The sequence below is a fragment of the Micromonospora sp. NPDC049257 genome, assembly GCF_040678915.1.
GTDB classification, from domain to species: domain Bacteria; phylum Actinomycetota; class Actinomycetes; order Mycobacteriales; family Micromonosporaceae; genus Micromonospora; species Micromonospora antibiotica.
The window spans coordinates 527892-541744 of the sequence record NZ_JBFAQU010000001.1 but is presented as its reverse complement, the minus strand read 5'-3'; the positions used below and the strand labels follow the sequence as shown (position 1 = coordinate 541744).

At 71.1% G+C, this 13853-nt stretch carries 9 protein-coding genes; 8 read left to right on the top strand and 1 reads right to left on the bottom strand.

Features of this window, described 5'->3' with window-relative positions; translation table 11 throughout:
* Positions 1 to 4: 4 nt before the first annotated feature.
* The 4 genes from AB0K25_RS02390 (at position 5) to AB0K25_RS02375 (ending at position 5402) form a co-directional block, all read left to right on the top strand.
* The gene (locus AB0K25_RS02390) at positions 5 to 1501 is read left to right on the top strand and encodes a dihydrolipoamide acetyltransferase family protein (protein WP_219470509.1); all 1497 of its coding nucleotides are present in this window, start codon (positions 5 to 7) and stop codon (positions 1499 to 1501) included.
* A 220-nt stretch (positions 1502 to 1721) separates the two neighbouring features.
* Entirely contained in the window at positions 1722 to 1859 is a 138-nt protein-coding gene (locus tag AB0K25_RS02385) for a hypothetical protein (protein ID WP_208565279.1), read from the top strand.
* Between the two features lie 342 nt (positions 1860 to 2201).
* A complete protein-coding gene (locus AB0K25_RS02380) occupies positions 2202 to 5078 on the top strand; it encodes a hypothetical protein (protein ID WP_363817899.1) in 2877 nt (958 codons plus the stop codon).
* Between the two features lie 111 nt (positions 5079 to 5189).
* Entirely contained in the window at positions 5190 to 5402 is a 213-nt protein-coding gene (locus AB0K25_RS02375; RefSeq protein WP_208565277.1) for a hypothetical protein, read from the top strand.
* 45 nt (positions 5403 to 5447) lie between these two features.
* Here AB0K25_RS02375 and AB0K25_RS02370 read toward each other — a convergent pair whose 3' ends face one another.
* Entirely contained in the window at positions 5448 to 6284 is an 837-nt protein-coding gene (locus AB0K25_RS02370) for a DUF2690 domain-containing protein (protein WP_363817896.1), read from the bottom strand.
* Between the two features lie 490 nt (positions 6285 to 6774).
* On the opposite strand from AB0K25_RS02370, the gene AB0K25_RS02365 reads away from it, so the two are divergent.
* From AB0K25_RS02365 to AB0K25_RS02350, 4 genes are all read left to right on the top strand, one after another.
* Positions 6775 to 7590 (top strand): hypothetical protein, encoded by an 816-nt coding sequence (locus AB0K25_RS02365; RefSeq protein ID WP_357532771.1) that lies wholly within the window; start codon positions 6775 to 6777, stop codon positions 7588 to 7590.
* Between the two features lie 51 nt (positions 7591 to 7641).
* Complete coding sequence (locus tag AB0K25_RS02360) at positions 7642 to 8544, top strand: hypothetical protein (RefSeq protein WP_357532769.1); 903 nt, start codon at positions 7642 to 7644, stop codon at positions 8542 to 8544.
* Positions 8545 to 8915: 371 nt separating this feature from the next.
* A complete protein-coding gene (locus tag AB0K25_RS02355; RefSeq protein WP_363817892.1) occupies positions 8916 to 9269 on the top strand; it encodes a nitroreductase/quinone reductase family protein in 354 nt (117 codons plus the stop codon).
* Between the two features lie 144 nt (positions 9270 to 9413).
* Positions 9414 to 13709 carry a HEAT repeat domain-containing protein gene (locus AB0K25_RS02350; RefSeq protein ID WP_363817889.1) on the top strand — a complete coding sequence of 1432 codons (4296 nt, stop codon included), beginning with the start codon at positions 9414 to 9416 and terminating at the stop codon, positions 13707 to 13709.
* Positions 13710 to 13853: the final 144 nt, after the last annotated feature.

Below are 13853 nucleotides of genomic sequence, written 5' to 3'. Positions count from 1 at the left end.
CGCGATGTCCCGGATCAAGGAGTTCAACCTGCCCGACCTGGGTGAGGGTCTGACCGAGGGGGAGATCCTCGCCTGGCTGGTCAAGGTGGGCGACGTCATCGAGCTGAACCAGCCGATCGTCGAGGTGGAGACGGCCAAGGCGGCTGTGGAGATCCCGGCGAAGTGGGCCGGTGAGGTGCGGTCGATCTTCCACCCGGAGGGGAGCACGGTCGAGGTCGGCACCCCGATCATCGCGATCGACACCGACCCGGGTGCCGGGCCGGTGCCGGAGTCGACGACCGCCGCCGCGTCGGCGGACCTGCCCACCCCGTCGGCTGCTTCGTTGGCGGCGGTGCAGGTCGCGCCCGCCGAGGGCATGGTCGAGCCGGGTCTGATCGGTGGGGTCGCCCCGGGTGGGCGTACCGCCGTGCTGGTCGGTTACGGCCCGCGCAACGCGCCGGCCAAGCGTCGGCAGCGCAGGGACGGCCCGCCCCGGCAACCTGCCACCAGCCCCCGGCCGACCGAGCCGGCCCAGGTCACGACGGCGGCTCCGGCCGCGCCGGTGGCTGCGGCGCCGGTCGCTGCGGCACCGGTCGCGCCGACGGTGAACGGCAACGGCCGGGTCGCCGGCCCGGTGCTGGCGAAGCCGCCGGTGCGCAAGTTCGCCAAGGACCTCGGGGTCGACCTGGCCACGGTGACCGGGTCGGGTCCGCTCGGGTCGATCACCCGTGCGGACGTACAGCGGGCGGTGGACGGGAGCACGGCGGTGGCCGAGCCGCTGGCGGCGACGTCGCCGGCCACCTCGGCCGCGAGCTTCGGCGCGGACCGCGAGCAGCGCATCCCGGTCAAGGGGGTACGTCGGCTCACCGCCGAGAACATGTCCCGCTCGGCGTTCACCGCACCGCACGTCACGGAGTTCCTGACCGTGGACGTGACCCGGGCGATGAAGGCGCTGGACCGGCTGCGCGGGCGGCGGGAGTGGCGGGACGTCCGGGTGTCGCCGTTGCTGCTGGTCGCCAAGGCGGTGTTGCTGGCGGTCCGGCGGCACCCGATGGTCAACTCGACCTGGGCCGGTGACGAGATCGTCGTCAAGGAGTACGTCAACCTCGGTATCGCGGCGGCCACCGAACGTGGCCTGATCGTGCCGAACATCAAGGACGCCGGTCGACTCACGCTGCGTGAGCTGGCGGATGCGATGACGGGTCTGGTGCAGACGGCCAAGGCGGGGAGGACCTCTCCGGCGGACATGTCCGGCGGCACCCTGACGATCACCAACGTGGGGGTGTTCGGGGTGGACACCGGCACCCCGATCCTGCCTCCGGGTGAGTCGGCGATCCTGGCCTTCGGTGCGGTCCGCGAGCTGCCGTGGGTGCACAAGGGCAAGGTCAAGCCACGCCAGGTGACCACCCTGGGGCTCTCCTTCGACCATCGGATCATCGACGGCGAGTTGGGTTCGAAGTTCCTGCGCGACATCGGGGACTTCCTCGCCGACCCGGAGGCGGCGTTGCTCGCCTGGACCTGAGACCGGTGACGTTCCGGCCACGGCCGGTGTGCCCAGGGTGAACACTCGGCACACCGGCCGTTGCCGTTGGGGAAAGAAACAGTGGCCCATATCGCCCCCTGACCTACGATCCTTAGGCCCGTGTTGCAGCTCACCTAATAATCGATGGCAATCGGCGGCCGGTGGGTGTTCAATGGAGTCATCAAGGGGCCGACAACCGAATAGCCGAAGGAAAGACACCATGAGCATGATCGAGCGAATCCGCACCCGTCGTGACGCCACCCGTCGGGCCCGTGCCATCGAGCACGCGCTGCGCTCCGCCAACTCGCCCGCGGTCCGCGAGGAGATCCTCGCGATCGCCCAGCGTCACCTGAGCTGACGCCACACCGACTTTTCTCCCCCTCCTCCAGATCGACGACCCGCCCGGGCCCCGGGCGGGTCGTCGGCGTTCCGCACCCCCTGAGACCGGGATTCCCCCTCGCCATGACGCCCGGTACGGTGGTTCCGGTCGCCAACCGCCGACCTGGGCACCGATCGCGCCCGATGGATGCCGATCGACACCGCCCGGTGACGTGGAGTGACGGCCGGTGCTCCCTGGGTGCCGCGCGCGCGAACCGGATACCGTGCGGGGAGCCCGCACGGCCGACCCGCCGGGCACCGGCGACACGGCCGACCGGACGGACGGCATCGGCGGCCGACATGTGATGGAGGAGGCGCACCCATGACGTCCGAGGGCCAGCACCGCCCCGGCCAGGAGCCGGACGAGGTGCCGCCGGGCTCCGGCGGACCGGTGCCGTACGGCGACCGACAGCCGCAGCAGGACCCCGGGTACGGCACCCCCGCCACGCCCGACCTCGGCTGGGCGCCGCCACCCCCCACCGGCCGGGCCAACCCGACCGGTCCGTCCTGGACACCCCCCGCCCCACCGGCGGCCTGGGGTGGCGCGCAGGCTCCGCAACAGTCCGAACCCACCGAGGCGTGGGCCCCGCCGGCCCGGCAGTCACCGCCCACCGAGGCGTGGACCCCGCCGGCCGGTCCGTCGCAGCCCGCCTGGGCCGGGCAGCCGGAGCAGCCCGCCTGGGCCACCGCGCCCGCACCGGCCGCCGGAAACGCCGAGTCCACTCCGCAGCCCGCGTGGGCACAGTCCGAGCAGCCCGCCCCGGCCTGGGCGCAGTCCGACGCCGGTGCCCGGGGTGCCGCCCGGGTGCCGCAGCCCGACAAGCCGGCGGGCGGTGGCTGGTCCACTCCGGCCGATCCGGCCCCGACCTCGCCCGCCGGCTGGGCGGGCCAGGAAGCCGCGCAGCAGGAAGCAGCCCCCGGCACCAACGGCTGGGGTACCGCGCCCGCGCCACAGCGGGACGAGGCAGCGGGCACCAACGGCTGGCCGGGCGACGCCGCCCGGGGTAACGGCTGGCCGGCCGAGGACCGGGCCGGGGCCGATCCGGCGCGGGGTGGCTGGCCGGCCGACCCGCAGGACGCGCCGGGCAACTCCGGCGGCTGGGCGACCAGTGCTCCGGCGCACCCCGACGAGGCGCACCGCTCCGCCGGTAGGGCCTCGGTGCCCGTACCGGCCCAGCCGGAGCCCACGAACCAGGCGGGGTGGCCGCAGCCGGAGACCGGTGGACACCCGGGCGGCCACGCGTCGCCGGGCACCGCACCGGGTGCCGAGGGCTGGTCCACCGAGGACGATCCGGCCCGCTCCGGCGGCTGGTCCGCCAACCGGTCCGGACCGGACGACACCGGTCGTCCCGGTGACTGGTCGAACGGGTCGCAGGAGGACCGGCAGCCGTCGTGGGGGGCACCGGAAGAGCCCGCCACGGCCCGCTGGGAAGGCCGCCGCGAGCAGCCCGCCCTCGACGCCTGGCCCGCCGGGGCCCCGCCCCGCACCGAACAGGACGACCCGGCACCGGGCCAGGAGTGGCCGGCACCACAGGCCGGCTCCCGTGGTGCCGCCGCCGTACCCTCCCGGGAGGACCACCCGGAGCCCGGGGCCTGGACGCCCCCGGAGTTGCCGGGGCGGGCGTCCGCGTCGGTGGCCGCACCCGACGGCCCCCCCGCCTGGGGCGGTGCCGCCGGTGACCACCACCCGCCACAGCGGGCGGGTGTCGAGCGCCCGGTCGTGCCGGACGCCGAGCCGTGGGCGCCCGGGCAGGCGTGGGGCCACCCCGAGCCCGCCGGCCAGCCCGCCGAGGGGGCGTGGGAGCCCCGACGCAACGAGGACCAGCCGATCTACCAGCCAGGGCCGGCCCCCGGCATCTCACCGGCCAACGCGGTGCCGCTCCCGCCGCAGGAGCAGCGCGTCCCCGGGGCGAGCCTGGCCGCCGCGCCGCCCGCCGACTACGTCCCGCCGGCCGCGTTCGGTGGGCCCGCCGAGCAGTCGCCGCACGGCCGTGAGGCAGCGGCCTGGGGTGCGCCGGAGCAGCCGCAGTTGTCGGCCGGTCCGGCACTGCCCGCCCAGCGACTCGCCCCCGAGGCCGAGAGCGCCGGTGCCGGTCGCGCCTCGGTGCCGGCCGCCGACGCCGGGGAGGCCGGTGCTGTCGGCCGGGCCTCCGCCAGCGCCTCGGTACCCATGGCCAGCCGGGTCGTCCCCCCCAGCGACCAGGTGGCCCGTCCGGGTGGTCCGGCGGTTCCGCAGCCCCGGGTGTACGGGCGACCGGCCCGCCCGGAGCCGGCGGAGGAGACCCCGGAGCACGACGACCACCGGCCCGAGCACGACCCCCGCTTCGCCGACCAGGACCGCAGCCGGTTCGACGGTGCCGAGCAGCCCCGGTTCGACGAGCCGGAACGCCCCCGCTTCGACGACCAGGACCGGACCCGGTTCGACGGTCCGGAGCGGTCCCGCTTCGACGATCAGGACCGGGCGCACGGTTTCGGTGCCGACGCGCCCTCGTCCGCGCCGCCGGCCGCCCCGCCCGCGTTCGGTGGCGGCATCCCGGCCTTCGCCGACCCGGCCGGCAGCAACCGACCGATGAACGGCACCCGCCCGCACGGGCCGACGGACCGGCCGGCCGAGCCGTACGGTGCCGGCCCGACCAGCGGCGCACCGGCCGGTGCCGCACCCGTGCCGGGGTACGGCCACCCGGCGCACGACCCCGCGCACGGCGGGTACGCCTCCCCGTTCCCGCCCGCCGGTCAGCAGTTCCCGGCCGCCGGTCAGCAGTCCGCACCGGCTGGTCAGCAGCCCGGCACCGCCAGTTGGCCGGCGGAATCGGAGCAGGGGCGTTTCGACGCGTTCAAGCCGGACCCGGAGCCGGAGCAGAAGGCCGAGCAGCCCGCCCCGAAGGTACGCAACGGGCGGGTGCTCGCCCTGGTGCTGATCGTGGCGGTGCTGATCCTGGCCGTCCCGCTGGGCCTGCTGATGCTCCTCGGCAAGATCGGCTCGGACGACGGGCCGGCTCCCTTCAACCCGGCCGTCGGCTCCTGCGTCAAGCAGTCCGGTGAGAACGCGAGTGCGGCGGGCTGCAACGAGCCGGGTGCCTTCACGGTGGTGTCCAAGGTGGACGCCAAGGAGAAGTGCACCGATCCGACCCAGCCGCACGTGGTGCTGCCGGGCGGCGGGGTCGACCGGGTGCTCTGCCTGAAGCCGGCCGGCCAGTAACGGCGTACCGACGGCGGGGCACGGTGGACCGTGCCCCGCCGTCGGTGTTTCGGGCGCTGTGGGCTGGGCAGTCTATGGGGCACAGTGACGTGGCCCGAGGAGGTAACCCCCATGGCAGGCAACGAGAACGAGGTCGACCGCAGCGCTCGCAGCGGCCGGTTCGTCAAGGAGAGCACCACCGAGCGGGACCCCCGGCACACCACCACCGAGCAGGTCGGTGGCGGCGGGGACCAGGAGGTCCACCGCAGCGCGAGCACCGGCCGGTTCGTCACGGAGACCACCGCCGAGCTGCACCCCTCGACGACCGAGACCCAGCACGTCTGACCGACGAGCCAGCACCGCCCTCCGCGCCCGGCGCGGAGGGCGGTGTCATGTCCGGGCGTCGGGTCGTACGCAGGGGGTCCGCGCGCTCGCCAGCACGCTGCGGTTGTCCGCCGCGGTGATGTCGACGGTGACGGACACGCACCCCGGGGTGGTCCGCAGGACGTTGCCGAACACGCTGTACACCTGACGCTTGACCATGAACGGGTAGTCGAACCGGGTGACCGCCCCGTCGGAGGGGCGGGTGGCCGACAGCCGGACGGTCGACCCGGTCGGGACCCGCTCGGTGGAGACGAACAGCGGCCAGGCGGCCCGGCAGCGCGGCGAGTAGCGCAGCGTCAGGCTCCCGTAGGGCGGCTGTTTCGGGTCGGGGTCCGGGACCGGGACGGTTTCCGCGCTGACCGCGTCGACCTGGCAGCGTTCCTCCTGCGGGTCGGCCCCGTCGGTCGGAGGAGCGGCGGCGGGCGCCGGGAGCGACGCGTCCACGGGTCGCTCGGCCTGCCGGTTCGGGTGGGAGCGCGCGTCGACCAGCAGCGGCACGATCGAGCCGGCGAGGAGCACGGTCAGCCCTGCCGTCGCGGTCAGCGCCCACCGGGGCACCGCCGGCCGTCGCGTCACCGGCCGTCGCGGTGTCGACTCCCCCGGTGACTCTGCCGTCGCCGGCTGCGACCCCGGCTGTTGCAACCCCGCCGGCTGCAACCCCGCCGGCTCCGGCCCGGGCTGCTGCGGCCCCGAGCCGGCCTCCCGGTGCCAGCGGGCCCGCCAGGCCGCCTCGTCACCGCCGCAGGCCCGGACGAACGCCATGGTCAGCTCCAGCGACGGCAGGCGGGCCCCGGACAGCACACCCGCCAGCGCGGTGTGCGAGTAGTGCGCGGTCGCGGACATCTTCCGGAGCGAAGGTTGCCCGGCCTCGCGCCGAAGCCGGGCCAGGTCAGCGACGAATTCGTGGTACCGGCTCTCGCCGTCGTGATCCCCGCCCTCGCCGTCGTGCCCGCCGCCCTCGCCGTCGTGGTCCCGGGCAACGCCCGCATGATTGCGGCCGTTGTCGTCGTGGTCCCCGGCATCGGCGGGAACCTGGCCGTCAAGTCGTCCACTTCGCCCCGTCATGGGCCCTCCCCTGCGTGTAAACCCTGGTGTCAACGTGCGTCATGCCAGTGCTTTACAGGCGGGCGTCAGGACAGGATCGACCCCGGAGCAGCCACCCGCCGGATAGGTGCCGCTGAATATGATCTCACGGGGAGTGTCGGCCCCGGCACGCATCCGAACGGCTCGAAATCGCGTTCACCCCGGGGATACCGGACCGCGCGAGTCACCGTCCGACGGGCCCACCGCGCCGATCCCGGGGCGGTGCCGAACTCTCGACAAGGAGAACCGCGTGTACCAGCCGAACGGTACGAATGCCACAGGCGCAGTGCCCCGCCGGGCACTGCCGCGACTCGTGGGTCGGATCCTCACCGCCTGCGCCGTCACGGCGGTGGTCCTGGTGGGCACGGCCGCACCGTCGTTCGCCGGCATCTCCGGTTACAGCGTCGCCGGCACGGGCGGCGCCGGCCTGATGGTGCGCACCAGCCCGTACGACGCGAACGCCGGCTCGGTGGCGCTCCTGGGTGACGGCACCGGGTTCGTCGCCGAGTGTGCGGTACGCGGGCGCAACATCTCCGGCAACACCGTCTGGCACCGGATCAGCTCCCCGGCCAGCGGCTGGATCAGCGACTACTACACCAACACGCCGGGGTTCAACCAGTACCTGGCCGGTGAGCCGGAGTGCACCACCACCCCGCCGCCCACCGGCACCCGCGAGGACCGCGCCATGGCCTGGGCCCGGTCGGTGATCGGCCAGGCGTACACCAACGGGGACCTGGGTGACTCCAACCACCAGTGGGACGGCTGGTGCGACAACTTCGTCGGGCACGCCTACGGTCGGGCGGCCAGCGGCTACGCGTCGGCGATCGTGCACTACAACTCGCTGTACTCGCGCGGCATGATCCGCACCACGGGCACCCCGCCGGCCGGCGCGCTGGTCTTCTACGCCGCCGCGTCGATCAACGGGTACTACGGCCACGTGATGCTCTCCGAGGGCAACGGCAACTACATCACCTCGGCGGCCACCGTCCGCCGCGTCTCGCAGTCCTGGCCCGGTGCGCCGTACCTCGGCTGGTCCTACGCCGACCCGGAGTGGACCGGGCGCTGACGCCCCCACCCGTCCCGGCTCCCCTCCCGGTCGTCCGCTGAAAGGATCACGATGCGTCTCCCCCTTGCCGCCCCCGCGGCCCGACGTGCCCTGCGCCTGGCCCTCGGCCTGACGCTGGTCGCCGTCGTCGGCGTCAGCGCCATGCCCACCCCCGCCACCGCCGCACCCGCCACCACCGGCCCGGCCGCCCACGCCGCGTCGGCCCCCCGCCCGGCCGACCAGACCAAGGCAGCACCCCGCCCGGCCGACCAGGCCAAGCCGGCCAGCGTCGGTGGCCCTGCCATCGGCGCGAAGGCGAACCGGGTGGGCGTCAACGCGGTCGGTATCGACCTGTGCGCCCAGGTGGCGTACGCCGCCGGGTTCCGGAACAACCCGCTGGTCACGGCCGTGGCCGTGGCGATGGCCGAGTCCTCCTGCAACCCGTCGGCGGTCGGCAGCAACGGCCCCACCTCCGGTTGCTCCAACGGTTCGCTGGACCGGGGGCTGTGGCAGATCAACAACTGTTACCACCCCACCGTCACCGACAGCTGCGCGTACAACGCCCAGTGCAACGCCAACGCCGCCTACAACATCTCCAGCGGCGGCAGCAACTGGCAGCCCTGGTCGACGTACAACAACGGGGCGTACGCCGGCTACCTGTCTGCCGCGCAGGCCGCCGTGGCCCGCCTCGGCGGCACCGGCGACCCGCCGGCCGTCACCGGCACGATCCTGGCCAACCCGTCGCTCAACATCCGCACCGGGCCGGGCACCACCTACGGCATCGCCGGTTCCGTCAACTACGGCGCCACCGTGAAGATCGCCTGCTACACCTTCGGCGAGTACGTCAGCGGCGGCTACTGGCCGTCGTCCACCTGGGACCGGATCACCAACCCGGCGACGGGCGTGACCGGCTACGTGGCCGACACCTGGGTCAACACCACCTACGACGTCAAGACGATGGTCGGTCGCTGCTGACCGTCCCGTCCGGGGCCGCGCGGGCAGGGTCGGACCCTCCCGCGCGGCTCCGTCGTGCCCGCTGCCCCTCCGGCGCGGCGACGGCGACCCACGCCTCACCCCTCCGGGCGCGGCGGCGGCGACCCACCGCCCTCCCGGACGCGGCGGCGACCCGCGCCTCGCCCCTCCGGGCGCGCCGCGTCTCCACGGTGTTCCCGCACGAGTGGTATGCCTCAGTGGCATAAATATGACTGACAGGCATACCGGTGTACGCCGGTGTCACTCCCCCCGACCCGTGGCGGCCGGCAATCGCGGCTCTCACTCACGATCCCGGGACCGGCCAGTCGGTGTTACGGTCGGCGTGGAGCTTTCACATCGACGACGGAGGCCCGGTGGGTCAACGAGGATCGTTCCCCTCGGGGTTCGCCCGGACGTTCAACACCCGGGTCATGGCGCTGCGGTCGTCGCCCCGCTGGGGGCGGTTCCTCCGGCGGCACCTGACCGTGGTCACCTACACCGGTCGCCGTTCCGGGCGGACGTTCAGCACGCCGGTCGCCTACCGACAGACCGGCGACGCGGTGGTCATCCGGGTCGCGATGCCCGACGCCAAGCAGTGGTGGCGGAACTTCCTGGGCGCGGGCGGCCCGATCTCTGTGAACCTCGACGGGGTCGACCGGGCCGGGCACGCGGTGGCCCGCCGGGACGACCGGGGCCGGGTCACCGTCACCGTCGACCTGTCCCGCTGACGCGGCTGGCCGGCGCGTCGACCGTCCCGACCGACGTCCGGGTCACGATGCCCGGTCCGGCCGGGTATCGACGTGCGTGCCGACTGGGAGCCGGTCGGCTATGCGACCCTCCCTTGTGGTCGGTGACGCCTACACTTGCCGGCCATGGACCCTGTCGCGCTGGCCACGGCGCTGGCAAAGTCGATCCTGGCGCAGCTCGGCAAGGAGATCGGCACCGCCGCCGCCAAGGAAATCAAGGCCCGCGTGTGGGGAGACCCGGAACGCAAGGCGTTGGAGCGCGCGTTGCGCCGCGCCCTCACCGAGCTGAACCGGTCGTACGGCGACCGGCTGGCCGAGTTCGACGTCAACGACGGTTTCTGGGTGCACGAGGGCACTCCCGAGCTGGCAAAGGTGCTCATCCCCGGTGTGCCGGCCTCGCCGGTGCGGCTGGCGGAACGGGCCGTCGACTCGTTGGGCCCGGCCGCCTCCGACGACGAGCGGTTCGACCGGATCGGCCTGCTGCGGCCGGCGTTCAAGGCCCTGCTCGACGGGCTGGACACCGAGGTACGCCGCGAGACGGCCCTCCAGGGGATGCTCGGCCGCTCCGATGCCGCGTCGACCGCCCAGGCGACCAGCCGCATCGCCGAGCACCTGGGCGCGGTCGACGCCACCGATGACGACCGGATCGCCTACCTGCGCTGGCTGATCGACCAGCACCGCTACCTGCGTACCGTGGGGGTGGTCCGGAACACCACCGTGCAGCTTCCGTTGGGCGAGGTGTTCGTCGGGTTGCAGGGGCAGCGGGACCGCAATCCCGGCGACCGGGCGCGGGCCTGGTTCGAGCGCGAGCGGGAGCGGCTGGCCGCCCAGGTGGCCGAGGGGACGCTGGACCACACCGGTTTCGAGACCGCCCTCGACCGGTTGCAGACGGAGTACGGCCACCGCTTCGCCACCGAGACCGAACAGCCGGCCAGGCAGCCGGTGCTCGACGCGGCCCGCGACACCGCCCAGTTGCTGGTCCTGGGCGATCCGGGAACGGGCAAGACCACCCTGCTGCGCTACCTGGCGCTGACCCACGCCCGAGCACTCATCGACGGCGAGCAGGTTCAGGGCCGGGACGCACTGTTCCCGATCTACCTCCGCATCGGCGAGTATGCCCGCCAGGGGTTCGCGGAGGTGGGCATCGGCGAGTTCCTGCCCGGCCAGCTCCGCCGCGCGGAGTGCACCCTGCCGGGCCTGCCCGACCTGCTGCGCCGCCAGCTCGACGCCGGCCGCTGCCTGGTGCTGATGGACGGCCTGGACGAGATCGCCTCGGCCGAGCTGCGCCGGGGCGTGGTCACGGCGGTGGTCAACTTCGTGACCGCCCACGCACGGCAGGGCAACCGGTTCGTGGTGACCAGCCGGATCGCCGGCTACCAGGCCGCCCCGCTGCCGGAGCCGTTCCGCGCGGTGCGGCTCCAGGACATGGACGACCCGACGATCAGCCGGTTCCTCGACGTCTACTGCCGCGAGGTCGAGCGCGCCGAAACCCCGGGCCGGTCCGCCGAGGCGACCCGGCTGGCCGGAGCGCGCGAGGCCGCCGCGATCGAACAGGCCCTCAAGACCAACGCCGGGGTACGCCGGCTGGCCGCCAACCCCCTGCTGTTGACCGCGTTGGTGCTGGTGCACCGGGCCAGCGGCCGGCTTCCGCACCGCCGGGTCGAGGCGTACGTGGAGGTGTGCAACGCGCTCGGGCGCACCTGGCGCAGCGCCCAGGGGGTTGCCGAGGCCGACCTGCCCGACGAGCGGATCCTGACCCGGTGGCTGACCGAGCTGGGCTGGTGGATGCACGAGCACCGCCCAGAGGGCGCGGCCACCCGCGCCGAACTACTCGAAGTGCTCGGCCCGCTGTGGGCGGCGCACCAGGGCGTCGGGTGGGATCCGCGCGTGCTGGAGGCCGCCGACCCGCTGCGCACCGAGGCCGGGCTGGGGGTGGCCGACTTCGTCGACAAGGCCGACACGCACACCGGCCTGCTGGTCGAGCGTGCTCCCGGTCGGTACGGCTTCGCCCACCTGACCTTCGAGGAGTACTACGCCGGCCGGGCGTTGGCCTTCCGCGGCTCGGCCACCGACCGGGTCACCGAGATCCGCCGCCGGCTGCACGACCCCCGCTACGAGGAGCCGATCCTGCTCGCGCTCGGTCTGATCGGCACCGACTACGTCGAACAGATCGACGACGTGGTGGCGAAGGCGATCTACCCGGCCGAAGGCAATCCGAGCCCGTACGAGGAACTGCTGGGCCGGGACTTCCTGTTCATGCTCCGGGTCCTGGCCGACGACACGCCCCTCAAGACCGCGACCATCGACGCGGTGATCAACCAGGCGGTCGACGAGTGGCTAAACAGGAAGCACAGCCGATGTCGTTTCGTCGCATATCGTGAGTCTTTACGTGACCGATTGGCTGCACTGGGTGGCACCAAGGCTGGGGGGCGATTTCGAGCCGCCCTCGATAGCCGGGCCGCTATGCTGCCCCACGGCATCGTCTTACCCTGGTGTGAACTGGCCGCCATCACTGCCCGATCCGACTCACTCCCGACCGCCACAATTACCGCCTTAGCCGCCATCGCCATTGACAGCTTCGATCCCACGACGCAGATCGAAGCGGGTTCAGCTCTGGCAAAATGTGGAAACCTGACCGGATCGGCCGCAGTTTCCCTAGCAGGAATAGCCGCCAACGATCACCGGCCAGACGTACGAAAAAAGGCAATATCGGCACTCGCAGAAACCGAACGACTCACCGACAAAATCGCCGCCACGCTAGTCAGGATCGCCACCAACGACACCGATCCAGACGTCCGAGCACAAGCGATATCGGCACTGACAGAAAATTCACTTATTGAAGCAATCAGTAACACGCTGACTACTGTCGCCATCAACGACCCCCACCCAGACGTGCGGATAAAGGCGATATCAGCACTGACAAAAGCCGAACCACTCACCGAAGCAATCGCCGCCGCACTAGTAAAGATCGCTATCAACGACACCGACAGATTCGTGCGGACAACGACGGTCTCGGCACTGCTGGAAACTCACTCGCCGACGAAACCAATCATTACCGCCTTAACTACCATCGCCACCTCCGATCACGATTCATACGTCCGGAAGCATGCAGTCGCAGCGTTATCTACCCGAGGATTCGCCAAAGAAATTACCGCACCGTTACTCATGATGGCTAGCAGTGATCCCGACCCAGACGTCCGAGTGCAAGCAGTATTAGCGCTGACAGAAACTGCACTCACTGAACCAATAACGAACACGCTGATTGAAATTGCCACCAACGACGTCGATAGATTTGTGCGGGAAGAAGCAGTATCGGCGCTGACAAAAACTGCAACACTTACCAAAAAAGTCGTCCGAGCGCTGATTGCGATCGCCGTCAACGATCCCGAGCCAGACCTACGCACCCATGCAGGGATGGCACTAGCAGAAGCTGGCGAGATGACCGGTGAGGTCGTCACCGAACTAATCACCATCGCCACCAAGAATCCTGACCGGTTCATGCGAATACAGGCAATTACAGTGCTAACGGAAGGTGTCACTCTCACTGAGAGAATCATCGCCACACTAACCGCTATAGCCAACACCGATCCCGACCCAGACGTACGAACACAGGGGATTTTGGCGTTGGCAGAAGGCGGAGGGGTAACCGATGATGTAGTCACTACCTTCTGCACGATCGCCACGAATGATCCCGATCCGTACCTACGCGCACAGGCGATTTCGGCACTGGTCAAAGGAGGGGTACCCGGCGGTCCGGTAATCGCCATGCTCACCGATATCGCTATCAACGATCCCGATCGATTCGTTCTTGTGCAGGCAGGCTCCGCGCTCGCGGATCTGGGCGCAATCACTTCAACGGTGGCCGCCACGTTGGCCACCATCGCCACCAACGATCCTGACCCGTACTTACGCGGACGCGCGGCTTCAGCGCTGGCTGCAGGCGGCGATTTGGATGAAACGACAATCGCAAAACTGGTTGCCATCGCCACCACGGACTCCGATCCAGATGTTCGGAGGCATGCGGTCTCGGCGCTGGAGGAAGCGGGGGCACTGACCGAACCAGTCACGGACACCCTGATTAACATCGCCACCACCAGCAATTCCTGGGCAGCACGGTCAGAAGCCGTAAGAGCGCTACGTCGCGCCCTACCCACCCAGGAACTACGACGGCAGCTGATTTCACTATTCAAAAGTGAGGGTTACGAGGTGCGGCGAGAGGCAGGACTAATACTCTCTCTCCTTTCCCGACAGCATCCAGATTTGGTGTCGGAAATACGGTTCGAGTTGGCCAAAGCCTGCAACGATCCAGCACTGAACAAGGCTCACGGAAGTCGATCTCGAACTGGGCAGGACTACGCATACGAGACACTACGCGCACAGATAGATCTAGATATTTATCGCCCAGATGAACCTAGATTCTAAGAGCTATCGCAATGTGGTGATGTTCCAAGAAGACAAAGTGGCGGATACTCTTAAGGTCACGCAAGGGCAGGGAATCCCAGTTCGGAGCATTGCAAGGGCAAGGGCGGAATGGTGCAGGAATTCCAGTTCCGTTAGTCCACCCGA